Here is a 24,251-nt window from a genome sequence, read left to right as displayed (position 1 = left end):
GCTAGCTGTAATCCTAATAACATGGGTGCCGATCAAATCCGTTCTTCGCTGCTCCGGCAGATTGAATCCTCTAGTGATGAGTTCGTCCGGCTAGTCAGCGTAGTCGTGCAGGCCATGGCGAAGGAGCTTGATGAGGCTTCATTGGAAGCCGTGCCCCCCCCCTGGGCCAAGCCGAAGACCGTTGCTGAGCGTAATCGTGAACTCTTACTTGCCGATGAACAGGTCGACCGTGGCGAGTACATCACTTTAGCAAACTTGAAGAAAAAATATAAGCGTGACTGATCGGTTGTTTGAGATAGTCTTCACGCAGTATGCGGAGCTTAAACTGGAAGAGATCGAAGCGTACTATGAGACTAATATATCGCTTCTAGCCAGTGAGCGCGTAGTAGACCGCATCATTAAATCTGCCAGTAAACTTGATAAGCTACCCGAGAGCAGGCCCCTACTTCCAGACACGGGTGACCTTCCCTTCAAAGTACGATATATCAAGAGCAAGAATTACAAAATTATCTTCCGAGTTGAATTAGATAGTGATACGGTACGAATATTAACCATCAGTCACGATGCAGAAGATCCTAGGCGTGTGATTGACGAAATTTAGGTTTCCCGCGTTCCGCCTCCCAGAGCCGCTAGGCGCTGGCACCTCCGTGGCTTACATCAGGGGCCCCTACCCCTGCTGACGCCTTCTTGCCGCCCTGCAACGTCGGCTTCTGTGCGTACTCTGTGATAACCTCCGTGTAGGCCGTAGGCCGCTCTGTGGTGAACCCTTGCCGCTTTAAAAATCCCCCCATCACCAACGCCAAATCACCTGACCCCCCACCTCCGTCCGCCATGTCTTCTCGGTAGCCTCCAACCCACTCCCAAACGTACGCCCGTCGAAGTACCGCGTCTGCGCCACACGCGCCTCCAGCGTCAGCCTCCTGATGCCCTTGTACCGCAGCAGCAAAAAGCTCCGCCCCCCCTCATTGTAGTAGGGCAGCACCCGCGCGTTGTACGTTAGCCCATTCTCGTACTCGTAGAAGCGCACATCGTAGCTATCGGTATGAAACACGGCCACCCGCGCCGATACGCTCAGTGGACCTAGTGGCCGGTAATGCAGGTCCTGAAACAACATCACCCCCCGCTGCCGTCCCTCAGCCTCGTCCTCGGTGTAGCCCAGGTCGAGCCGACTGCGCCACTCCAGCGCCGGAGTCAGCCTATAGCCCGTATGGAAGCGCGCCTGGAAACGGGTACGTGGTACGACGGGGTCGATCTTCGTATCCGGCGGGGCAGGGATGCCGTGCCCTTTGGTTTCACTACGCAACTCCACGTAGGCATCCAGCCGCCGCTTCACCGTATAGTTCACCCGTAGCCGGTACTCCCGCCCCGTGCTCGGCCCGTCGATGTTGTAGCGCAGCCAGTCGTGCCGCCACAGGTCGTAGTAGGCGTTGATGCGCCAGCGGGTGGCCGGTCGCACCTCCAGCCCCAGGTAGATGCCCTCCTCGTTCCGGCCCCCACTAGATTCCCCGAAGGGTTGTGCACTCAGTGCCCGGTAATCCCGGTCGTACTTTCGGTACACGATAGCTACCTCCGCCCGCCGGTCCAGTCCCAGGTTCAGCCCGTGCAGCATGGCCTTCCCCCCGCCGCTTGCACCTGCGACCTCGCCGAAAAAGGAGAAGTTGCGCCAGCGGTAGCGGTAGTCCAGGCTCAGGTTGTGCAGCCGGTCCCCGTTGAAGTAGAAGCGGTTATACGGGCGAGGGGTACGGAGCAGCGGCCGACTGAGGTGCTCGCCCAGTACGTTCAGACTGACCTGCAGCCGGTCGCTGGGCGTAAAGCGCAGACTGCCCCCGTAGCTGTGCTGGATGAGCGCATCGCGATCGGCAATCTCATTATCCGTCCGGTTCAGTCCGCTCAGGCCCAGGGAGGTCACACTCACCGAGTCGCTGCTAATGTTGGCCGTGCGGGGCCGCCGACTCCCGAATACCGTGGTCTCGAAGTGCCTACCGAGCGCCAGCGTCACCCCGGCCCCCCGCATGAAGCTCGCCTCGTTTACGCTGGCGTAGGGCTGTAGGGTGGGGGAGCGGCGTGCTACGCTCGTGGTCAGGCTACTCTTACCAAAGCCAAATCCGGTGTAGAGGATCAACCCCTGGCCGAAGCTGACCGAAAAGTCCCCCAGCGCCAGGGCCCGGACCCGCCGGTTTATTCCCCGCAGGAAAAGGTGCGCGCTGTAAAAATCGAAGCCCCGCTGCCGGTTGCTGCCCCGGAAGAAGGTCTCGCCGGGGTCCTTTTCCGCCACCACTCCCAGGCTCAGTTTGGTGCCGTAGCGCTGCCGGTATTTGACGTAGGTGCGCCAGGGGTCGCCGGCGTAGCGCGGGTTGGGTACCTCGTAGCCACGGGCGGTTTCCAGGCGGCGGCTAGCGCGTAGAAATAGTTCGCGGTTGCCCTGGGTGAGTAGGGTTCTGAGCGGTACGTTGATGTCGTCCAGACCACCGCCCACGGTCACGTAGGGCAGCATGCGGCGAATCGTCTCCAGGTCAAGCCCCGGCACCGCCTGTAGTTCGTAGATGCTCACCAGGCCGTTCATCTGGGTGCGGTAGCGCAGCAGGGCATCCAGCTGTGGGGGTGTAAGTAGGTAAGTGGCGGCCAGCGTTTCGGCGTCCACCTTGTTCAAGTCCAGTGGCCGCTCCGCATAGGCCTCTAGTAGTTCGAACGCGGCATTAAAGGTAAACTCCCCGCCGTCGCCGGCATCCTGGGCGATGACGTCCTCAATGAGCTGCTCGGGCTCGGTTTGGCCGCTGACGATGCCAGCAAAGAGCAGGTAAGAGAGGAGGGCGGCGGCGCGCAGGTGCAAGCAGCGGCACGATGTACGATTTGTTAGCTGGTAGTGCGCTTTATGGTATAATAGACTAATTAAATGCATAAAACGAACAAATGGGGTGACACCGCACCCCTAAAACGGGTACCCCGCAAAATCGTAAATTTTAGCCGGATACACCAAATCGTATTTCGCAAATTCAAGGGCCAAATCGCAGGAAAGCCGCACCAAATTATACTTCGTATATCGTAAATTAATACCCCTGGCGAATATTATCCATAATACCCTCGATCAGGCGGGTACGGGCCTCGACGCTGGCCCAGCCGACGTGGGGGGTAAGCAGCAGCTTTTCCTGGTTGTTGACGGACAGGTAGGGATGGTCGTCCGAAATGGGCTCCTCGGTGAATACATCGACGGCCGCCCCGGCAATGGCCCCTTCGTTGAGGGCGGTGACCAAGTCGGCCTCCACGACGATGCCACCGCGGGCGACGTTGATGAGGTAGGTGGTGGGCTTCATCTGCCGTAGCCGTTTGAGGTCGAGTAATCCGCGGGTCTGATCCGTGAGGGCACAGTGGATGCTCACCACGTCGCACGATGCGAGGAATTCGGCGAGCTCCAGTCGGGGGTAGGGCACGTCGTGGTCGTGGCCCCGGGCGCTGAAGTACACCACCTCCGCCCCGTAGGCTGTAGCCAGCTCCGCTACCCGCCGGCCGATGGTGCCCATACCGATGATGCCGTAGCGCTTGCCACTGAGTTCATAGTAGGGATGCCGCCAGAGGGTGAAGTCCTGCGCCCGCGAGTAGTTGCCGTTGTAGACCTCGCGGTTGAGGTGGAGTAGGTCCATGGCCACGGTGAAGTAGGCCGTCAGCGTCAATTGGGCTACGGAGTCGGTACTGTAGCCGGCTACGTTACGGACCGGGATACCGCGCTGCTCGGTGGCCTGCTTGTCGATGTTGTTGGTGCCGGTGGCGGCTACGCAGATCAGCTTCAGCTCCGGTAGCTTTGCGATGGTTTCGGCCGTGAGGCGTACTTTATTGGTGATAACCACCTCAGCTCCGGTGGCGCGCTCCACTAGCTCATCGGGGGTGGTACGTGCGTAGGCGGTAAAATCGCCTAGCTCCCGGAATTTTTCGAAGGCGGACAGGTCGTCGACGGTGCCGGCGTCGAGGAAAATGATGGTGGGGGCGGCGGGCATGCAGGAGCGGGTTTAGGCTCCGCAAAATATAGCACTTGACGTAAACAAACCCAAGCTACGGCTCGCTTTAGTCCGTATGCGGTACCAGCTGTTTCTCTTCGTTCTTGCTGCTGTTTGTTGTTCGTTCACTCTGCGGGCCCAGGAGGCGGAGATTACCGGGACCATTACCGGGCCCGGGGGCGATACGCTCATCGGGGCATCGGTGCGGGTGGTAGGTTCCGTGATCGGGGCTACTAGTAACGTGGAGGGGCACTACCAACTGGAGGTGCCACCCGGTCGCATCCGCCTATTAGCGACCTACCTGGGCTTCGAGAATTTCGATACGGTGGTGGTAGTCTCCACTACGGACCGCGAGCTGGAGGTAGATATTGTGATGCGGGAGAGCTTCATGACTACCGGGGAGGTGATCGTTTATGGTAGGCGGGCCTCCGGACAGGCCCAGGCCCTGCGGGTACAACAGTCGGCCACCGTACCGCAGACCATCATCCACTCCGAGCTGTTCAACAAATACCCCGATATCACCCTGGCCGAGACCGTACAGCGCATGCCCGGCGTGACCATCACCCGCAACCGGGGGGAGGGTGAATTGGTACAGGTACGCGGGCTTCCCGAACAGTATACGGCCATCTCCCTCAATGGGCAGCGCCTACCCGCCGTGCAGCCCGAGGCCGACCGGGCGGGGAGCCTTGACATCATCCAGTCCAATCTTGTGGAAGAGGTACGCGTGATTAAGGCCCGCAGTGCCGACATGGACGCCGATGCCATCGGGGGTACGGTCGATTTCCGCATCCGCCAGCCGGAGGAGCGGGCGGAGGTCCTACTACAGGCCGGCGGCGGCAGCAACTTCGGCTTCGACCAGATCCCGGGGCAGTCGTCGGGTATTACCCAGGCGGCAGCGGTACTGAATAGTGAGCTGAGTGACGAGGCGGTATACGGACTGCTCGGCGGCAGCTATTTCCGCCACAACCGTGGGAACCGTACGCAGCGCTTCGACTACGGGCAAAACGGTACCACCGGCCGCGAGATCAGCCGCGTACGCCCCATCGACACCGACCGCATGACCACGAAGCTCGGCCTGATCGGTGCGGTGGAGCTACGCCCCAGCATCTACAACCGCATGCGCCTGAGCTATAACTACAGCGCCAACGACGAGGAGGTGATGACCCGGGAGGCCAACTTTAACCGCGGTAACGGAGAGACTTTTCTTGAGGACCGCATTAGTAGCCGCTGGAAGGAAGAGCGCCGTCTCAATATGGTAGCGCTGGAGGTAGAGAACAACTTCAAGCAGACGCAGCTGACCTACGCTCTCAGTTTCGCCAGTACGAGTGAGCGGGTGAAGGACCGCCAGCGGATATTCAATGGCATCACGTTCGGCGACAAGCAGCGGTTGACCGATGCGGAGTTTCGGGACCTGCTGCCCACCGACACTCAGTTTCCCAACGACCCTAAGTTCCGCAACTTCGCCGAGCAACTCAACCTTGATCTAGAGGAGGACATCGCCATCGGTGGCATCAACCTGACGCGCTTTCTGACCGCTAACCGAAGCAGCTTCCTGCGCGCCGGGGCCCGCTACCGCATTAAGGAGCGCACCTATCAGGAGTTCTACGCAAGTGTACAGGGCGGGGGAAGCACCATAGGACCAACCGAATTTCCCGATCTGAGTACCGAGCCGCTGATCGACGAACGCCCCGACCTGAGCGCCGGACCTAACTACTACGCCTCCGAAAAGATCGCGGCCGGCTACCTCATGTTCCTATCCAACTGGACCTCGAAGCTCACGACCTCGCTCGGCCTACGGTACGAATACACCGATCTGGACTACACCCTACAGCGGAGTCAGCAGGCCGACTCCACCACTTACAACGACCTCTTTCCGAGCCTCAACATTACCTACCGGCTGAAGCGCGACCACCAGCTCCGGTTCTCCTACTACGATGCCATTGCTCGGGTGCCCTACGCCACCGTAGTCCCGGTACAGGCCTTCAGCGAGCGGCGGCAGGCACGGCTCGACGTTTTCTCGCTCGACAATCCGGAGGTACGACCCACCTATAGCCGCAATCTCGATTTGACGTATGAGCGCTACGGTAGGTACGACGGGCTCATCAGCGTCAGCGCCTACGCCAAGTATCTGACTGACCCCACCGTGCGGGAGGCCCAATTTGCCTTCGTAAACGGCCAGCCCTCCCTGGGCTACTCCATCGCCAACACTGCCGACGCCCGTCTCCTTGGCCTGGAGATCGGCTTTTACCAGAGTCTTGCCTTCCTCAACGCCAAGCTGCGCATCCTGAACGTGAACGGCAACGTAAATTTCAATAGCTATAAACTCGACGGCGATAACAGTGAGGGCAGCACCCTGGCCCAGGCTCCCCGCCGCTCGGCCAACCTGAGCCTGGTTTACTCCAACCCCCGCAACCGCCTCAACCTGGTCATCGCCGGCAACTACCGTAGCTCCACCCTCGACCTGCTGCAGGACGGTCAGCCCGTATGGATCAACGCCGTCATCTCCCTCGATTTGGCCGCCGACTACGAACTGTTCAAGGGCATCTCGGCCTACCTGCGCCTCAACAACGCCACCGACCACCGTGCCGAGCGCTACATTGGTAAGCCCGACCAGGACGACTCCCTGCTCCTCTCCAAAACGCAGTATGGCATCTGGGGGGTGGCGGGTTTGCGCTGGCGGCCCGGCTCGAATTGAGTTGTTCGTTGTTGCGTTATTGGGTTGTTGAGTTATTGCGTTTGTGAGAATGCTCGCTTCGCTCGTTTTGGTGTTGCTGCTGTACATACATTGCACCTGCGACCCCGCCCACCTACCACTCCTGTGTTGCCTATCACACCTACTCCGACGGCAATGCAACAACCCAACAACTCACAAACCCAACAACCGACCCCATAAATTCCCTATGTTTGCCCAAAGCCATCCCCACTATGAAATTTTCCGTTTCGAGCGCTGACCTGCAGAAGAAGTTACAGCTTGCCGGGGGCGCGATCGCCTCGAATCCGGTACTGCCGATCCTGGAAGATTTTTTGTTTACGATTACGGACAAGACGCTGGAAATTGCCGCTACGGACCTGGAAACCAGCGTGGTGACGAGCCTGGAGGTGAATGCCGACGGAGACGGACAGGTCGCTGTGCCCGCCCGCATCCTGATCGATACGCTTAAGGCCCTGCCGCAGCAGCCCATCACCTTCGACGTGAATGAGGACAATTACGGTATATCCATCACCAGCGCCTACGGAAAGTATAAGCTGGCCGGGGAGCCCGGGGGGGACTATCCCGACATCCCGACGCCGAGCGAGGCCGACGAGATCAGCGTGACGGCGGCCAGTCTGCTGGAGGGCATCAATAAGACGCTCTTCGCTACCTCGACCGACGAGCTGCGGCCGGCGATGACGGGGGTGTACTTTCAGGTTGATTTTTCTAAGTTGGTGATGGTAGCCACCGACGCCCACAAGCTGGTGAAGTACAGCCTCAATGACGTGGAGGGGGAGCTGACGAGTAGCTTCATCATACCCAAGAAGGCGCTGAACCTGCTCAAGGGGGCCCTACCGCATTCGGACGTGACCGTAAAGGTGAGCTTCGATAAGTCGAACGCCTTTTTCGAGTATGGGGATACTAAGCTGGCCTGCCGCCTGATCGACGCCCGCTACCCGGACTACAATGCCGTGATCCCGGCCGATAATCCCAACGTGCTGACGGTGAGCCGCTCCGACTTTCAGAATAGCCTGAAGCGGATCGTGATTTACGCCAATAAGACCACCAATCAGGTGATCCTCAATATTGCCGACGGTAGCCTAACGGTGAGTGCGCAGGACCTTGACTTCAGTAATGAGGCCACCGAGCAATTGAGCTGTGGCTACGAGGGGGAGCCGCTACAGATCGGCTTCAACGCTAAGTTTTTGGTCGAGATGCTGAGTGTGCTGGAGGGTGAGGAGGTGAGACTGGAGATGAGCACGGCCACGCGGGCCGGTATCCTGGTGCCTACGGAGCAGGAGAGTGGGGAGGATATTATGATGCTGGTGATGCCGGTGATGTTGTCTAATTAGCTTTAGGAGGGTTCACCACGGAGGTTACGGAGGGATTCACGGAGGTTTCACAGAGTTGAATTGTGCTTGCACCAAGTGTACATATACCTAAGGTGCCCGGGCTAGCGCCCGCGCAGGAGTGGACACTAAGTAACGGCCTACGGGTAGTGGCCATCCACGTCACCCAGGCGCCTATCCTGACCGTGGAGCTGATCTGGCGCGCCGGCCGGCCCTACGAGACCCAGCCGCTACTGGCCGCCGCTACCAACGCGCTGCTTACGGAGGGGAGTGCGAGCTATTCCGCTACGGCGCTGGAGTCCTTGTTCGAGCAGTACGGTACGGCCCTGCACACGCCGGAGGATTACGATACGGCGAATTTGAGTCTGGCCACCATCACCAAGCACGCCGCCCGCCTGCTGCCCGCCATGGCGGAGGTGGTGGCCGCACCTACCTTCCCCGCTAAGGAGCTGAAGCGCTACGTGAAGCGGAGTAAGCAACAGCTCCGCGAGGACCTACAGGACCCGGATACCCTGGCCTACCGGATGCTCTCTGAGGCGGCCTTTGGTAAGGATAATCCCTATGGCTACGGGGGGACGAAGGAGGAGTACGAGGCCCTCACCCTAGACGGCATCCAACAGCACTACCGGCAGCACTACGGGGCCGCGAATGCTACGCTGCGGGTGGTCGGTCAGCTGAGTGGGGAGGTGGAGCGGCTACTGGAAGACACCTTCGGTCAGTTGCCAAGGGGTATACGGGCACCGGACCCGACCTACCGCGTCACCGCCGCCGAGCCCCGGGTGCTGCAACTCCACCGGCCGCGGGCGCAGCAGACGATGATTCGCCGGGGCCGCCGGGGCTTCCAAATTACCGATCCGGATTATCCGGGCCTCTGCGTGCTGGAGACGATTCTGGGGGGGTACTACGGCAGTCGGCTCATGCGCAACATCCGCGAGGAAAAGGGCTATACCTACGGTATCGACTCCGATCTGGATACCTACCGCTTCGACGGCACCTTCGGCATTGCCGCCGACGTAGCGAACGAGAACGTCGCCGAGGTGCGCCGCGAGATCCTTACCGAGATGGACAAGCTCCGGCAGGACCTGGTGCCCGTCCGCGAGCTCGACATGGTGCGTGCCTACCTCATCGGCGGCCTGGTGATGGACCTCGACGGGCCGCTGGCGGTGAGTGGGCGCTACCGCTCGGCGATCATTAAGGAGTACGATCCGGTGGGGCACCTGCGGCGGTTGGATGAGACCATTCGGGGCATTACGGCGGGGGAGGTGCGGGAGCTGGCGGGGCGGTATTTGCGGCCGGAATTGGACTGGGAGGTTATTGTTTAATTACCTTACGCAGCTCAAGCCACCCACCATGAAAGCACTCCCTCTAGCCGCCCTAGCCCTTTTCCTCCTCACCTGCAACCGCCCCGCCACCACCGCCCTCTTCAACGGCGAGAACCTTGACGGCTGGACCGCCCACGGCACCGAGCGCTGGTACGTCGAAAACGGGGAGATTATCTGCGAGAGCGGCCCGGATGGTGCTTATGGTTACCTGAGCACGAATAAGGACTACGACGACTTCGAGCTCACCCTGGAGTTTCTACAGGAGGCGGACGGCAACAGTGGGGTATTCATCCGCTCCTCGGTGGAGGGCACCCGAGTCAGCGGCTGGCAAGTGGAGGTAGCCCCTCCGGGTCATGATACTGGCGGCATCTACGAATCCTACGGCCGCGGCTGGCTCATCAAGCCCGGTCCGGAGAAGGACAAATACCTGAAAATGGGGGAGTGGAACACGCTGAAGATTCGCGCCGAGGGGCCTACGGTCACCTCCTGGCTAAACGGCGAGGAAATGGTCACGCTGACGGATGAACAGATCGGTGAGGGGGAAGGGGGTATTGCGCTACAGATTCATGATGGAGGTGGGATCCGGGTGCGGTGGCGCAATATTGAGTTGCGGCCGTTAGCACGCTGAGACCTCACCACCCCTCACTCACCCCACTCTCCCGGTACCCAATCCGCTGCGCCACCGTCCGTAGCGTATCCCCGCTATCCAGATCGAAATCAATCGGCTCGGTATACACCCGCCACCCCTCCACATCCTCGTCTTCGGGTAGCAGACGGTAAGCGATCTGCGCCCCCGGCGTCTTGCTCTCCAGTACGAAGCGCCCCAGACTGTCGCGGCGCAGCTGGGGCCGACCGGTGACCGGCATCTCATCCGCCCCGTTCCAGAACTGCTGTACCAGTTCCACCTCGGGTACCGCCCCGAGGTCGCCCACCCGCTGTAGCCAGTCGTCCATCGCACCGCGTAGCTCGGCGAGTTTGTCGGTGTACTCCGGCCGGCCGGCCAGGTTCTCGAGCTCGTAGGGGTCGTTGTGGGCATCGAAAAGCTCCTCCGGGTCCTTGCTCCTGCGGAACCACTGCGCCTGAGCATCGCTGAGCTGACCGGCATCGCGTAGCCGTAGCAGCTCCTGCATCGAGGCCATCTGCTCGCGGTACACCACCGGCAGGTAGTAGCCACGTTCGGGGTAGTAGTTGCGCAGGTACTTGAAGCGGTGATCGCGCACCGCCCGGATGCGATCGTAAAAGCCGTCCAGCCGGTCACTGGCCGCGTACACGTACTCCCGCTCCGGCGCCTTGTACTCGCCAAAGTTGGCCTGCCCCTGTAGGTAGTCTGCCGGCTCGATGCCCGCCATGCTGTGCACCGAGGGCGCGAAATCAACGAAACTAAAGAGCATACTGTCGATCTCCCCCGCCCGCTGCCCGTCGGGCCACGCCACGATCATCGGCACGCGGAGCCCGGAATCGTAGAGTAGGCGTTTTTGCCGTGGCAGTGGCCCCCCGTGGTCGCTGTAGAAGAAAACGATGGTCGAATCCGTCAGTCCGTCCTGCTCCAGCTGATCCAGTAGGAAACCGACCTGCCGGTCCATGATGCGGATGTTGTCGTATACCCGCCGCACGTCCTGCCGCGTAGGTTCCGTATCGGCCAGGTAGGGGGGTAGGGGCGGGGTCACGTCCTCAGGTAGTTGAATCACCGGCCGGTCATCGTCGGTGTGTGGAATATCTCCCCAGGTAGCGACGTCCGAGCCTGGCTCCTCAAAGCCATCCCGAAAGCGCAGGTTTCCTACGCTCGTCCCCCACACCTGACTCTCATGGGTAATTTCTAAATTAAAAATCGAGAAAAAGGGCTTGCCCGCCGGCCGGTGCCGCCAGTGCGCCCGCGGCCCCTGCTCGTCCCAGGCCGTCTTCGGCGCCTCAAACTGGTAGTCCGTCTTCTGATTGTTGGTCGCGAAGTAGCCGTGCTCGCGCAACACCTGCGACATCATCTTCACCTCCGGCGGCAGCAGGGCCCCGTACTCGCCCGGCAGACCGATCTCCCGCAAGCCCTCCACATTGTACTGCGTCCGCATATTATGCCCTCCGGTACTGATGGGGTACATCCCCGTAGCGATAGCGTGGCGGCTCGGTGCACATACCCCGGCCACACTGAAGGTATTCGGAAAGCGCACTCCCCGCGCCGCCAGCCGACTCAGGTTAGGCGTCTGTATGGTGGAATCTCCGAAGGCTGCAATCAGTGGGCTCATATCCTCACACACGATCCACAGAATATTCGGCGCTGCTCGTCTGTCGAATTCCTCCGCAGGAGGTTCGTCCGCCGAGTTTCCACAACCCATGAGGATCAAAAGAAGGGCGGGGCCGCAGGTGCAAAGCCAGTAGAACGAGCGCAAGGGGCATCAGTTTAGTACCCCGCCAAAATAGCACGCCTACGCCTTACCGCCCCCGCTTTGTTCCACTCCGAACTTCACCGGCAGATTGAAGTGAAACCGCACTGCCACCCCGTCACGGTACGCCGGCCGCCACCGCTCCCCCTGCGCAGCCAGCCGACTGACCACCTGTAGGGCCGCAGCGCCCAGCCGGTGCCCCGGATCACGCGTCACCCGCAGGGCTTTCATCGTACCGTCCGTTTCTACGTGAAAGGTGATCACGGCCGTGCCGCTGGACTTCGCCTTGCGAGCCGCCGGAGGGTAGCTTTTATGGGCGTCGATGAAAGCAGTAAGCTTGGCGTCCGCCTCCTGACGGGCAGCGCGGTAGTCGGGGTGGGGGTAGGCAACCGGCTCGACACCGTAGAGCGGCATCTCGTCCGCGATCTTGTGGGCATATTCTCCCGGGTCCAGCCGCGGTGGGCGGTGGCTGCGTTGTTTGACGAACTGACCGAGAAGGTAGGCACCCCCCACCAGAGAAAGGAGCGAGCGGAGTACGAGCATAATGGATACTAACCCGGCAAGGGGGGGCTGGGTTCCTTTTGTTGCACCTGCGGCCGCGCCCGCTTTTTCCCGTGAGGGGTTTTGTGGCAGACAAAAATTTCCTACCTTACTTAGGTAAGTTAGGCCCCACCTAAAGCCATTCGATCATGCTTCGTAAACTCTTTACCCTCTGTCTTTTATTAGTGGCGTTTTCCCTCACGGCCGTCGACAGTTTATTTGTCACGCCCATCCACGAGCGGCTGCTGCTGCTGCGCTACGTCGACGGTACGGTTGCGTACCACGCGAACGGCGAACTGCCCAACGACGATGTGGTCACTGTGGTACCCCTGAATGTAGAGCAGGCTACTCAGCCCGGTAACTACGCACTTAGCAGTACGAATGACCCCAACTATACTAGTAGTCTAGCACCCACCGCCGTGGCCCGCAAGACCAAACCTAATCGCATCTCGGCCATCTGCGACGGCTGGGGCTACCTACCGTACTACGATACCCTCGGCTGCCTCAACCCCACGCCCGACCGTACGCTACAATACTTCCTTTATTTGGAACTCCCCACGGCGCTGGTCAGTGGGAGCACTTACACAATCGACCTCAGCGCCAGCCTCACCGGCATGGCCCGGAGCGTGACCTTTACCTGGGACGATCGCATCACCCACTCCGAGGCCCTGCACGTCAATAACCTGGGCTACGTACCCGCGGCCCCGCTGAAGGCCGGCTACCTCTACCACTGGGCGGGTGACCGGGGCGGACTGGACTTTTCGGCCTACGCCGGCGGGCCGTTTTACCTGATCGATACGACCGACAACTCGGTAGCCTTTACCGGCACGGTAGCTTTCCGCAAGCCGGCCGATAACGTGGAGACGCTGCAGATGAACCCCAACGAGACGCCGGACCAGAACTTCCAGTCGGCCGCGGTATGGGAATGCGACTTTTCCGGTTTCACGACCCCAGGGAGTTACCGCCTCTCCGTGCCGGGTGTGGGGGCTTCTTTTCCCTTCGACCTAGCCGCCGACGTATACCGTGCCCCCTTCGTCGCCACCATGCGCGCCCTGTACCACAACCGCAGTGGCATCGCTAAGACGGAGCCTTACACCTCCTTCACCCGGCCGGCCGATCACAATCCGGCGCTAACCCCCGGGTTTGGGGACCGACTGATCTATACCGACTTTACGATCTGCGAAGCGACTAGCACCGACGCCACCCCGGCCGACAAGGCCAACTGGGAGGCCGGTCGCCGCGGTATGCTCCGGGAGACCTTCGGCTGGTACCAGGACGCCGGCGACTGGGATGGCTACCCCACCCACCTGAAGATACCCAGTAGTCTGATGTTCCTACTGGAGGCCTTTCCCGGCCACTTTACCGACGGCGAACTCAACATTCCCGAAAGCGGCAACGGCATCGTGGACCTCCTCGACGAGGCCCGCTGGCTGCCCCGCTACTTCAAGCGGCTGAAGGACGAGACCGAGGCCCGCGGCTGGAGCACCGGTGGGGTAGGGGGTGCCCGGGTATTCGGTGATCTCTGGGGGCAGGACCTTGGTGAGAGCGGCCGCGGCCGGGGCAGCTGGGAGGACACCGACCGCGACTGGTACGTTAGCGGCGAGGAGCCCGTCAACACCTTTGCGTATGCCGGGATGGCCGCCCACCTGGCCTACCTGCTGCAACGAGCGGGACAGCCGGACCCGGAAGGCATCGACTGGCAAGCCGAGGCAGAGGCTACTTACGCCTGGGCCGCCGAGCGGTACACGGCTAGTTATCCCTGTCAGGACCAATCCATCGCCCGCAAGAAGAACTACGCCGCGGCCGCCCTTTACCGACTGACCGGCGAGCAAGATTATCACCGAGACTTTCGGGATAGCTGGCGGGACATGGACACCGGTAACGGACTCACCGACGACGGTCCCTACGGTGCCTTCATCTACCTGGCCCTGCCCGAGGCTGCTACGGAGGCCGACCTGCGCGCTGAGGTGCGCACTAATCTGGAGAACTACGCCGACTTTACGCTACTCTTCTTTACCGAAGAGCGGGCCATGCGCTACGGAGGCAATCCTTACTTCCCGATGCTGGTCGGTCAGGCTACCACACCGATGGTCTTCGAGGGCATCATCACGTATTCCCTGCTGAAAAACAGCAGTCCGGACAAGGCCGCCGAGTACCTCAGGTACCTCTACACTACCGCGGATTACTTCCTGGGTACCAATCCGCTTAGTTTCACCTGGATTACGGGGCTAGGCGAGCGCCACCCCGAGGAGATCTTCCACCTCGACTTCTGGTACGACGGCCACCCGGGCTACCCCGCCGGTTACGTGCCCTACGGCCCCTGGCTGCGGGATACCAACTGGGGATATATGGGGCCCTGGGACCGGCACTTCGCCGAGACGAGCCTGCATCCGAACATCGATGCCTGGCCCGGCCACGAGCGGTGGTTCGGGCAGCGGCCCTCACCCCTGGTTGCTGAATTTACCGTACACCAGAACATCATCAACGCCGCGGCGCTGTACGGGGCGTTGACGGCGGCCAGGAGCGACGGGGAGGGAAATACCAGTGTAGCGGACCGCCGCGGTGATCTGCCGGGCGTAGCATTATTTCCCAACCCTACGGTGAGCTCGGTGCGGCTGACGGGCATCGGCTTAGGTCAGGTCGGTGCGCTGAGCTTGCATACCATGGGCGGACAACTAGTGGCGGAGCTTCCGGTGAACCTCGATGTACAGTTGGGTCGGTACGCCTCCGGCATGTACGTGCTGCGCGTGACGGCCGCGGACGGGCGGCAGGCCAATTTGCGGGTGGTAGTCGATTAAGCGATCGGCACCTCCCGCTCCATCCCCTGTGCCGCCTCGGTCTTCGGCGCATCGATCACCAGCACGCCGTCTTCAAAGCGGGCCGTGATGGCCGTCCGGTCCACCCGCTCGCTCAGCTCGAACCAGCGCTCGAAGCTCTTAATGGGGTATTCCTGGAGCAGGAAATCGGGGTTGGCGTCACTGGGCGTACGGGTGCCGCTGATGTAGATGTGGCGGTCGGTGAGCGTCACGTGTACGTTCTCCCTGGCGAAGCCGACACAGTAGACGTAGGCGGTAAAGCCCGCGTCGGTCTCGGCGATGTTGACGGGTACGTTGTGCTTGGGGCGGCGGGGGCCGTACTGGGGGCGGCGGCGGCCCTGAGATTGCGATTGATGTTGCATGGTAAATGAATTGATTTGCCAGCGCAGACGCCCCCACCCCCCAATTACTCTACTCCACCCCAAAATAATCTGCATACGTCTCCCGCAGCAAGTCCCGCAGCCGCGCCCGCGCATATCCCTTGCGGCTGATGGCGGTCTTGAGCGGGATACCCAGATCAGCGGCGATCTCACGCAGGGTCTCTCCGTTGAGCTCATTGCGCACGAAGACCTCGCGCTGATTAGGGGGCAGGAGGTCGAGGGCGGCGCTGATGTCCTCGGCGAGGGTATCGGAGTAGGGCTCCAGCGAGCTGGCTGCGTCGGCCAGGTCGTAGTCAGTCACGTCCTGGATCGGGGGGCGGGCGGCGGCCCGGCGGTACAGGTCCGTGATGCGGTTGCGGGTCACGCGGTAGAGCCAGGCGCGGGGCTGCTCGATGGGCTGGGTTTCCAGGGTGGTAGACAGGCTGGTCCACACATCTTGCAGTAGGTCATCCACCTCCGGGGCGGGGACGCGGGTGCGCACGAAGTCGTAAAGCTCAGCGGCGTAACTCGCGTAGGCTTGGCTCCAGTCGGGGTGGGCAGTGGCGTCGTACATCTCGGGCAGTAGACGGGGGGGCAGGGCAAATACTCTACTTTGCTAGCTACTTTGCACCCCCGATAGCTATCGGGGGCCCCTCCCTAGAGTACTGGCTTACCGCACCACGATACGGTTGCGCAGGGGGATGTCGCCGAGCTCCGCGGAGAGTACGTAGGTGCCCGCCGGAAGCTGTGCGAGTTGCAACCCGCAATCGCACCGCATCGTCAACGGCAACACCGCCGACTACCACGTGCCGGTGCAGGCTGGGGGATTAAATACGACCTAAGTATAAGATTTTTACGCTCACTACTCACGCCGCCCCTCTAACCGGAGCTATTATGGCCAAAAGCCCTCCGCTCCGTGGCCGCCGCCAATCCCGACATCGCTACCCTCCTGACCGCCTGCCGGCGCGGGGATGTCCGTGCACAGGAGACCTTCTACCGCCGGTTCTTTCCACTGCTGTTACCGATTTGCCTACGCTATCTCCCCACGCGGCAAGCCGCCGTACCCGTACTCAACCAGGCCATGCTCCGCATCTTCCAGTCGCTGGACGGCTACCGGGAGGAGGGCGCACTGGAGGGCTGGTTGGTCACCGTCACCCGTAACACAGTACTCACCCACCTCCGCGACGAGTCCCGCGCCCAGCGCCGCATGCTGGAAGGGCAGTTCGTCTGGCCGGCTGAAGTACCCAACGATGCCCTGGATCAACTCGCTGTGGAGGATATTCTGAAGCTCCTGGTCCGGCTACCCGACCACCTGCGCGTTGTCTTCAGCCTCGTGGTCTTCGACGAGTATACTCACGCCGAGGTAGCCACCGCCCTAGACATCACCGAAACGGCCAGCCGCTGGCGGCTGCGTAAGGCCCGTCAGCTGCTCCAGGCCGCTTACCTCGCCACCCACCAAATCAAATCGGGCTCATGAGCAACTACGAGTCCCACTGGCGCCAGGCGCTGCACGACTACACCCCCGCTGCTACGGATGCGGACTGGGCGGCTATGCGTGGGCAACTTCTGAATGGGAAGCCCCGTGGCGGAGGAAGTCTCTATTGGTGGATCGCCATACTACTGCTGTTCATTGGGGCGGGGACGCAGGTGCAGTGGGATCGTGCGGCACCCCCGGTACTTACCGAAGCCCTTCCCATAGCCACCTCCCCGGAAGCCATTCGCCCGACTGTGTCGGTTCAACCACTGCCCATAAAAGCACCTATTACTCTTTTTCAACCGGCTGGAACAGAACCTGCTAGCGAACAGTTCGACACGCCTGCCCTGTCCCCGCCCCTTGCACCTGCGGCCCCGCCCCCAACCTATGTACTGCACCGACTTGACCTACTGCCGGTAGCCCGCCTGCGTCCGCTCCGCTACCGCCCGCTGAACCGGTTGGAGGCGATTGGTAAGACGCTGATCGTAGTGCCGCCGGAGCCGGAAAGTTTGCCGCCCGTACGGGTGCTACGCGCTAATGGTCTGTATCCCCCTATCCGTGAACGAAAAAATTAAGGTATGTACCGCTATACGCTAGTTGTTGCTATTTGCTTGCTCGCCTATGAACTGAGTGGACAATCTGAGACCGAACTGCCGCGCACCCAGTGGAGCTTCGGCTACGGGCTCTGGCTGCCGCTGGTGGTGAATGAAGCCGATGTGTACCGCGAGGTACGTACGGACTACGCTATCGGACACTCCCTTGACGTAGAGGCCCGGCGGAGTCGCTGGTTTAGCTCTGTCTTGACGCTCGGGGTAGACCGGCGGGAAGGGATGACATCCTGGGGGGTCGTGCCGATCAATACCGAGTTGAGCTTAGCGGAGCCTACTCCTCTATATCCTGAGACGCGTAATGTTGATCACGTCGACCAGCAGTTCCGGCGCATCTACGGTGGGGCTGGGGGGCAGTTTAATTTGCAGCTGGGGCAGGGGGATCTAAGCCTGGCATTGTTGGCTACCGCGGGGTGGAATCGGTTGACCCAGACGGTGGCCTTCGGTAGTCTGATCATACCCGTATTCTCATCTGACGACCCGGATCGACCCAATGAGCCGGACGCCGCACGGACATTAAGCCAGGAGGTCTACATTACCTACCGGCCGATCCTGCAGGCAGGTGGGCGGGGCAACCTACAGTACACGTACTGGCTATCGCGACAGTTTGCTCTACAACTGGGGGGCTATGTGAACCTGCATGGTGGCCGCCTTAGTGGAGATTATGTCGATTCACCCCGTACTGCTTACCGCGTGAAGAAGGTGGATAGTAACTACGGCTACGATTTTGACGTCATAAACCGCAGTGAGAGCGAGGGCAATAGCATACCTAAACAAGCCTACTTCGTGACGCCCTCGCCCATAGCACTACAGCTTCAGGGTGGACTACACTTTGGCATCATTTGCAAACCCGGTAACTAATCAATCATGCGTACGCTATTCCTATCCCTGCTATTTTATACACTTTCTAATGCCCTCCTAGCGCAGGGGTCGGCGGAGGTTTTCGTAACCGGAGGCAACGTCGATCTACTCAGCGAGTACTACGATAGCCACGGTTTCAGCACGGGGATTGGCATCGCTCCGGCTTATGACTTCGGGGGGCGTTGGGGCCTGCTTCGGCTGGAGATCAATGTAGAGTCCTTTAGTGGTATTCAACTTCCCGCTGTGATCAATCAGTTAGTGGACGTGCCGGCATTTGCCGATGTACCCATTTCAGTTAGTCACCGAACGACAACCACCGGCCTGACGGCGTATCGTGCTGTATTTGGCTCCGAGGTACCCCTGTTCTCGCGAATACCTAATTTGCGGCTCACCTCCGGAATTGGAATTCTCATTCCTGGAGTTGCTCGAACTACCCGGGAGGTGTTTGCTCAGACCATAGAGAACGTTCCCCTTAGTTCCGAGCAGGCGGCCACCTTCAGTGTACGGGACGGGCAAATCGTTCAGGCACCCTTCCAATCGGAGCGCTACTCGAAACCTCATGCACTGTATTCGATCGGCCTGAGTTACAAGGTAGTGGAGCGGGTGCGCGTTTTTGTATCGCACGAGTCTAGGTTCCTTCCCTGGCGTGCGAATTATGGTGTTGCGGACTACTGGCGGGTGGGGGTGGCGGGAACGGTGTGGGCGGGGTCGCAGGTGCAGTCTTTACTGGGTAAGCGATAGGATAAAATACCAGGCGCCATCCTAAGCTTCCACTGGGTTAGACTTCCGGATACGAGAGTACGGATCAAGAACGTAAGGTTGGACTAGCGTTTCCGCGGAGAGATCCAATTGTTTACTGAGCGCGTGAATCATTGCTACCGTCAATGGGCGTCGTTTTTTAAGCACTTCCGTCACCCTACTTTTAGATCCTATAGCAGTCACTAAGTCAGTATTTCTCAGTCCCTTTTCTTCCATTCGGATACGAATTGCCGCAATGGGATCCGGCGCCGCAATGGGATGAACCGCTGACTCATAGCGTTCGATAAGCGTTACTAGGACGTCGGCCTCGTCACTTTCTGGCGTCCCGGTCGGAGCCTGAAAGATCTCATCCAGTCGAGCCAGAGCCATCTCGTAGTCGGCCTCGCTCTTGATCGGTCTAATACTCATGGTCGATTACTTATAAGTTGTGGCGTCGATCTTGTCATATTCCGTGTGGGTACCGATAAATTTGATGAAGATCAGTTGCTTCTGGTAGTTGATCCAAGTAACCAAGCGGTAGTTGTTTCCCTTAATATTAAAAACTACTCGATTCTCGGGTAAAATACTTGCGTGCGCATACTGAGACTTGATGTCGTGCGGAGAATTCCAGTCTGCATCACTGGCTACATCATACCACGTCTTCAAAGACTCTTCGGCTGGCGGATACTTTTCCCAAAACTCTCGCAACGTCCGCTTCGCAATTATTCTCACAACGCTAAAAATACAGAAAAGTTCCCACATGGGGAACTTAACCACTCAGCCGCCGAGTCTACCCCCGATCCCGCAACTCATCAATAAACCGCGTCAACTCCATCTCATCGTACACCAGCACCTCCCGCGGCTTACTACCCTGGGAGGGCCCCACGATACCGAGCTGCTCCATCTGGTCCATGATCCGGCCGGCGCGGTTGTAGCCTAGCTTGAGGCGGCGCTGGATCATGGAGGTCGAGCCATGCTGCTGCTGAATGATCAGCCGGCTGGCATCCTCGAACATATCGTCCAGGTCGGCGTAGGTGAGGGCGCCGGAGCCGGCCATCTCCTCGTCCGTGTTGTACTCGGGCAGCAGGTAGGGCTCCACGTAGCCGCGCTGGTTGCCGATGAAGTTGATGACCTCCTCCACCTCGGGGGTGTCCACAAAGGCCCCCTGGAGGCGCACCACGTCTCCACCGTTGCTCAGTAGCATGTCGCCGCGGCCGATGAGCTGATCCGCTCCGCCGGAATCGAGAATGGTACGGGAGTCCACCTTAGCCGTGACCTTATAGGCGATTCGCGCCGGGAAGTTGGCCTTGATTACCCCGGTGATGATATTGACCGAGGGCCGCTGCGTAGCGATCACCAGGTGAATACCCACCGCCCGCGATAATTGGGCCAGGCGGGCGATCGGCATCTCCACCTCCTTACCCGCCGTCATGATCAGGTCGGCAAACTCGTCGATCACCAGTACGATGAAGGGCAGGAATTTGTGTCCCTTCTCTGGGTTCAGCCGCCGGGCCACGAACTTCTCGTTGTACTCCTTGATGTTGCGCGCCGCGGCCTTCTTGAGTAGATCGTAGCGCTGGTCCATCTCGATGCAGAGCGAGTTGAGGATGTGGATGACCTTGGTCGTCTCGGTCGTGATGGGCTCGGTCTGCCCCGGCAGGAAGGCCAGGAAGTGGGCCTCCAGCTTAGCGTAGGGGAACAGCTCCACCTTCTTGGGATCGATCATCACTAGCTTCACCTGCGAGGGGTGCTTCTTGTACAGGATCGACATAATGATGGAGTTGATGCCCACCGACTTACCCTGCCCCGTCGCACCGGCCACCAGCAGGTGGGGCATCTTGGCCAGATCGGCGATCAGCACCTCGTTCTTGATCGTCTTACCGAGGGCCAGCGGCAGGTCCATCTTCGCCGTGCGGAATTTCTCGCTCTCCAGCACCTCCCGCATGCTCACCATCTGCGGGTTCTTGTTGGGCACCTCGATACCGATCGTGCCCCGCCCCGGGATCGGCGCGATGATGCGGATGCCCAGCGCGGCCAGCGACAGCGCGATGTCGTCCTCCAAGTTCTTGATCTTGGAGATGCGCACGCCGGGGGCCGGCACGATCTCGTACAACGTCACCGTAGGACCGATCGTCGCCCGAATCTTCGTGATCTCGATCTTATAGTTGAGCAGCGTCTCGATAATTTGGTCCTTGTTGGCCTCCAGCTCGGCGCGGTCTACCTCGTGCTTGCCCACGTCCAGTTCGTCGAGCAGCTGCAGGTGGGGGCTTTCGTAGGCCGGCAGGTCCAGCGTCGGGTCGTAGGGCTCGGTGTGGTCCTGATTTTCCTCCGTCACCGCCAGGCTAGTGTCAATCCCCGTATCCCCGTCGGCTACCACCAGATTATCACCCCCCACGGCCAGCGGATCGTGCGCCACCAGCGTCAGGTCACCCACGCTCTCCAGCGGCATCTCCATCTGGTCGCCCTTCAACTGTTCCACCCCCTTTTCGGAGAGCGTACGCGGCCCCTCCACCTCAAAATCATCCCCCCCGGGTGCCAAAATCTTGGCATTCCCCTCCCGCCGTACCGTAGCAGGACTCAGCGCACCACTAGCCGCGGCCGCAGGTGCAACGCGCGTCGAAGTACCCCCGGCTACCGCTCGTGCCGGACGCTTTCCCCGAAACAGCATACTGAAGTGGTCCACCACATCGGCCCGAATCTGGGCCGGCGAGCCGTTAAAGTCGATGCGCGCCTCGAAGATCAGGTAAAGTCCTACCAGTAGCAGCAACAACAGCACCACCCCAAAGCCTCCCAGTACCCCACTCAGGTGGGAGACCAGGTAGTCGCCGATACCACCGCCGATGGGGAAGTCCGTCCATCCGCCAAACACAAAGCTCAGCAGCACCGAAAAGCCGATGGTAGCCAGCATCAGCTTCACGAACAGGTTAGCCATGGGGCGGATCGAAGCCCGCCGCAGCCGGTTCAGTCCCAACCGGGCCACGAAGTACACCAGTAGGAAGCTCGGCACCCCGAAGCAGAAGTAGATGAAGAAGTTAGACAGGAAGGCCCCGAGACGGCCAAGCCAGTTGTCGACCGTAGCGGCGTCTTCGGAGAGCAGCTTCCAGCTGAAGCGCAGTACCCGGTCCTGGTCGATCTTCCAGGTGAAGAGGTAGCTGACGAAGGCCACGGTCAGGTAGACGGCGATAAACAGCAGCAGCAGCCCAAACAGCTTCGGGATGCGCTCATCACTCAGCCCCATGCGGAGTCCGAGCTGTTTCGACGGTTTGTTTGCTTTGGCCATGTAGGTAAGTGGGCTAGTGGGGCCGGGCGGCGAAATTACGGTATGTGAGGCAGACGCCCCGGCCGTTCCTCCTGCCGCAACGGATTTTCACTACTTTAACGGTGTGCAGTACGTAACCTTACTTCTCTTCCTATTCGGTGCCAGCGCGATTTCCGCGCAGCAGCAGCACTACAACATCATCTGGATCACGGCCGAAGACCTCAGCCCCCACCTGGGTACATATGGCGATGCGATAGCCCAGACGCCCCACCTGGACCGGCTGGCGCGGCAGAGCGTACGCTACGACCGCGCCTTTGCCAACTACGGCGTCTGTGCCCCGGCACGCCATACCCTCATCACCGGTATGTATCCCACCTCCACCGGGGCAATGGCTATGCGTACCTACAAACGTACGAGTGCCATAGAGAGCATCACTGATCCAGAGCTGCTGGCTATTCCCGTCTACGAGGCCACGCCGCCGGCCGGGGTCAAGTGCTTCACGGAGTACCTGCGCGCCGCCGGCTACTTCTGTACCAACAATGCGAAAACGGACTACCAGTTCCGCGACCCCATCACGGCCTGGGACCGCAGCGATCACGGTGCCCACTACCGACAGCGTCCTACCCCCAAAACTCCTTTTTTTGCCGTCTTTAATAGCACGCAAACCCACGAGAGTCGCCTCTTCGAGCCCTCTTCCCCCCGGGTCACCGATCCGGCCGCGGTGCGCGTGCCGCCTTACTATCCCGATACCGATACGGTCCGGCAGGCAATCGCGCGGCAGTACGACAACCTCCACGCCCTGGACCGCTGGGTGGGGGAACTGCTGGCGGAGCTGGAGGCGGACAGCCTGCTCGACCGTACCATCGTGTTCTTCTTCAGTGACCACGGCGACGGGCTGCCCCGGGCCAAACGCTGGGTGTACGATTCCGGCACCCGCGTCCCCCTGCTGGTCCGCTGGCCCGACGGGCACGGGGCGGGCTCAGTGGATACCAGTCTGGTTTCCTTCGTGGACTTTGCGCCAACCGTGCTTGCCCTGGCTGGCCTAGAACGACCCGAATACTTACAGGGCAGGGTGTTTGCCGGGCAGGAAGCTAGTCAGCCACCGGCCTCCTACGTCTATACCTTCCGCGACCGGATGGACCCCGCTCCCGAGACCATCCGCGCCGTACGCGACCACCGCTTCCAGTACGTGCGCAACTACCGACCGGAGCTTCCCTACCTGGGCTATATCCCCTACCGCGACCGCCTACCAATGATGCAACAAATCCAGACCAGGCGTAGGGCGGGGACGCTGGATGCAACGCAGTGGCAATTCTGGGCCACCAGCAAACCCCTCGAAGAGTTGTACGACTTGCAGGCCGATCCGGACCAGGTACATAATCTTGCGGCCGAGCCTCGGCACTTCTCTAAACTTGCTGAGCTCCGCCGGGCCCACCTAGCCTTCCGGGACCGCTACGGTGACCTGGGTATGCTGCCCGAGTCCGAACTCATCAAAGTGCTCTGGCCACCGGAGGGCGTACAACCCATCACCGCCACACCAACTATACACCGGAAGGATGACGGGCAACTGACCCTAGACTGCGGCAGCGCGGGGGCTTCGATCGCCTACCGCTGGGGGGAGGCAGATCGGTGGCAACTCTACCACCGGCCCCTAGTACCACAAAAGGGTATGGTACTGGAAGTCCGGGCTATTCGGCTTGGGTGGCGGGAGAGTGAACCCTTAATCTACCGGGCGGAATAAGATATCAACCACTTAACTCAGTGTCTGTGCCCCCCTGCTGCTACTGGCCCAGTGAAAACCCTACGTACTTGACCTAGGTACGACGATCACCGACCTGACCGGGCAGCTTCCAGCTGAAGCGGTTACCC

Annotated in this window: 20 protein-coding genes; 12 read left to right on the top strand and 8 right to left on the bottom strand. The window is 60.5% G+C overall.

The genetic code is table 11. The annotated features are described in order from the left end of the window. Positions 1–21: 21 nt before the first annotated feature. Both ACOOHD_RS09550 and ACOOHD_RS09545 read left to right on the top strand, forming a co-directional pair. Positions 22–282 (top strand): hypothetical protein, encoded by a 261-nt coding sequence (locus ACOOHD_RS09550; RefSeq protein ID WP_420461337.1) that lies wholly within the window; start codon positions 22–24, stop codon positions 280–282. Further along, entirely contained in the window at positions 275–601 is a 327-nt protein-coding gene (locus ACOOHD_RS09545) for a type II toxin-antitoxin system RelE/ParE family toxin (protein ID WP_420461336.1), read from the top strand. The genes ACOOHD_RS09550 and ACOOHD_RS09545 overlap by 8 nt, the downstream gene beginning before the upstream one ends. 189 nt (positions 602–790) lie before the next feature. Here ACOOHD_RS09545 and ACOOHD_RS09540 read toward each other — a convergent pair whose 3' ends face one another. Further along, complete coding sequence (locus tag ACOOHD_RS09540; RefSeq protein ID WP_420461335.1) at positions 791–2,830, bottom strand: ComEA family DNA-binding protein; 2,040 nt, start codon at positions 2,828–2,830, stop codon at positions 791–793. A gap of 217 nt (positions 2,831–3,047) precedes the next feature. Beyond that, positions 3,048–3,989, bottom strand: a complete 942-nt coding sequence (locus tag ACOOHD_RS09535) for a D-2-hydroxyacid dehydrogenase (RefSeq protein ID WP_420461334.1) — start codon at positions 3,987–3,989, stop codon at positions 3,048–3,050. 76 nt (positions 3,990–4,065) lie between these two features. Between ACOOHD_RS09535 and ACOOHD_RS09530 the strand changes: the two genes are divergently transcribed. The 4 genes from ACOOHD_RS09530 (at position 4,066) to ACOOHD_RS09515 (ending at position 9,980) form a co-directional block, all read left to right on the top strand. After that, positions 4,066–6,684: a TonB-dependent receptor domain-containing protein gene (locus tag ACOOHD_RS09530; RefSeq protein ID WP_420461333.1), complete on the top strand. Its 2,619-nt coding sequence runs from the start codon at positions 4,066–4,068 to the stop codon at positions 6,682–6,684. Between the two features lie 230 nt (positions 6,685–6,914). Continuing rightward, on the top strand, positions 6,915–8,033 hold the full coding sequence (gene dnaN, locus ACOOHD_RS09525; RefSeq protein WP_420461332.1) for a DNA polymerase III subunit beta: 1,119 nt from the start codon (positions 6,915–6,917) through the stop codon (positions 8,031–8,033). A 92-nt stretch (positions 8,034–8,125) separates the two neighbouring features. After that, positions 8,126–9,352 carry a M16 family metallopeptidase gene (locus ACOOHD_RS09520; RefSeq protein WP_420461331.1) on the top strand — a complete coding sequence of 409 codons (1,227 nt, stop codon included), beginning with the start codon at positions 8,126–8,128 and terminating at the stop codon, positions 9,350–9,352. Between the two features lie 28 nt (positions 9,353–9,380). Then, positions 9,381–9,980, top strand: a complete 600-nt coding sequence (locus ACOOHD_RS09515; RefSeq protein WP_420461330.1) for a 3-keto-disaccharide hydrolase — start codon at positions 9,381–9,383, stop codon at positions 9,978–9,980. A 4-nt stretch (positions 9,981–9,984) separates the two neighbouring features. Here ACOOHD_RS09515 and ACOOHD_RS09510 read toward each other — a convergent pair whose 3' ends face one another. Continuing rightward, positions 9,985–11,733, bottom strand: a complete 1,749-nt coding sequence (locus ACOOHD_RS09510) for a sulfatase (RefSeq protein WP_420461329.1) — start codon at positions 11,731–11,733, stop codon at positions 9,985–9,987. A 36-nt stretch (positions 11,734–11,769) separates the two neighbouring features. After that, positions 11,770–12,270 carry an energy transducer TonB gene (locus ACOOHD_RS09505; RefSeq protein ID WP_420461328.1) on the bottom strand — a complete coding sequence of 167 codons (501 nt, stop codon included), beginning with the start codon at positions 12,268–12,270 and terminating at the stop codon, positions 11,770–11,772. 146 nt (positions 12,271–12,416) lie between these two features. Here ACOOHD_RS09505 and ACOOHD_RS09500 point away from each other — a divergent pair, with 146 nt between their 5' ends. Continuing rightward, a complete protein-coding gene (locus ACOOHD_RS09500) occupies positions 12,417–15,065 on the top strand; it encodes a glycoside hydrolase family 9 protein (protein ID WP_420461327.1) in 2,649 nt (882 codons plus the stop codon). Here ACOOHD_RS09500 and ACOOHD_RS09495 read toward each other — a convergent pair. Together ACOOHD_RS09495 and ACOOHD_RS09490 are read right to left on the bottom strand one after the other, a co-directional pair. Then, positions 15,062–15,445, bottom strand: a complete 384-nt coding sequence (locus tag ACOOHD_RS09495) for an Hsp20/alpha crystallin family protein (RefSeq protein WP_420461326.1) — start codon at positions 15,443–15,445, stop codon at positions 15,062–15,064. The two genes, ACOOHD_RS09500 and ACOOHD_RS09495, sit on opposite strands and share 4 nt — an antisense overlap. A 49-nt stretch (positions 15,446–15,494) precedes the next feature. Then, positions 15,495–16,016 carry an RNA polymerase sigma factor gene (locus ACOOHD_RS09490; protein ID WP_420461325.1) on the bottom strand — a complete coding sequence of 174 codons (522 nt, stop codon included), beginning with the start codon at positions 16,014–16,016 and terminating at the stop codon, positions 15,495–15,497. A gap of 342 nt (positions 16,017–16,358) precedes the next feature. Between ACOOHD_RS09490 and ACOOHD_RS09485 the strand changes: the two genes are divergently transcribed. The 4 genes from ACOOHD_RS09485 to ACOOHD_RS09470 are packed head-to-tail and all read left to right on the top strand — an operon-like array spanning position 16,359 to position 19,126. Then, a complete protein-coding gene (locus ACOOHD_RS09485) occupies positions 16,359–16,919 on the top strand; it encodes an RNA polymerase sigma factor (protein WP_420461324.1) in 561 nt (186 codons plus the stop codon). Then, positions 16,916–17,491: a hypothetical protein gene (locus tag ACOOHD_RS09480; protein ID WP_420461323.1), complete on the top strand. Its 576-nt coding sequence runs from the start codon at positions 16,916–16,918 to the stop codon at positions 17,489–17,491. Before ACOOHD_RS09485 ends, ACOOHD_RS09480 begins: the two co-directional genes overlap by 4 nt. 3 nt (positions 17,492–17,494) lie before the next feature. Further along, complete coding sequence (locus ACOOHD_RS09475) at positions 17,495–18,385, top strand: hypothetical protein (RefSeq protein ID WP_420461322.1); 891 nt, start codon at positions 17,495–17,497, stop codon at positions 18,383–18,385. Positions 18,386–18,391: 6 nt separating this feature from the next. Beyond that, positions 18,392–19,126, top strand: a complete 735-nt coding sequence (locus ACOOHD_RS09470; RefSeq protein ID WP_420461321.1) for a hypothetical protein — start codon at positions 18,392–18,394, stop codon at positions 19,124–19,126. Positions 19,127–19,558: 432 nt separating this feature from the next. Here ACOOHD_RS09470 and ACOOHD_RS09465 read toward each other — a convergent pair whose 3' ends face one another. Next, entirely contained in the window at positions 19,559–19,885 is a 327-nt protein-coding gene (locus ACOOHD_RS09465; protein WP_420461320.1) for a type II toxin-antitoxin system HigB family toxin, read from the bottom strand. Positions 19,886–19,913: 28 nt separating this feature from the next. Next, complete coding sequence (locus ACOOHD_RS09460) at positions 19,914–22,403, bottom strand: DNA translocase FtsK 4TM domain-containing protein (RefSeq protein WP_420461319.1); 2,490 nt, start codon at positions 22,401–22,403, stop codon at positions 19,914–19,916. A gap of 103 nt (positions 22,404–22,506) precedes the next feature. Between ACOOHD_RS09460 and ACOOHD_RS09455 the strand changes: the two genes are divergently transcribed. Continuing rightward, entirely contained in the window at positions 22,507–24,123 is a 1,617-nt protein-coding gene (locus tag ACOOHD_RS09455) for a sulfatase (protein WP_420461318.1), read from the top strand. Positions 24,124–24,251 lie beyond the last annotated feature (128 nt).

This window comes from Neolewinella sp., from assembly GCF_965214665.1.
In the GTDB taxonomy this organism is placed as follows: domain Bacteria; phylum Bacteroidota; class Bacteroidia; order Chitinophagales; family Saprospiraceae; genus Neolewinella.
The sequence above is the reverse complement of the archived record's forward strand: the minus strand, read 5'-3'. Positions and strand labels throughout refer to the sequence as shown.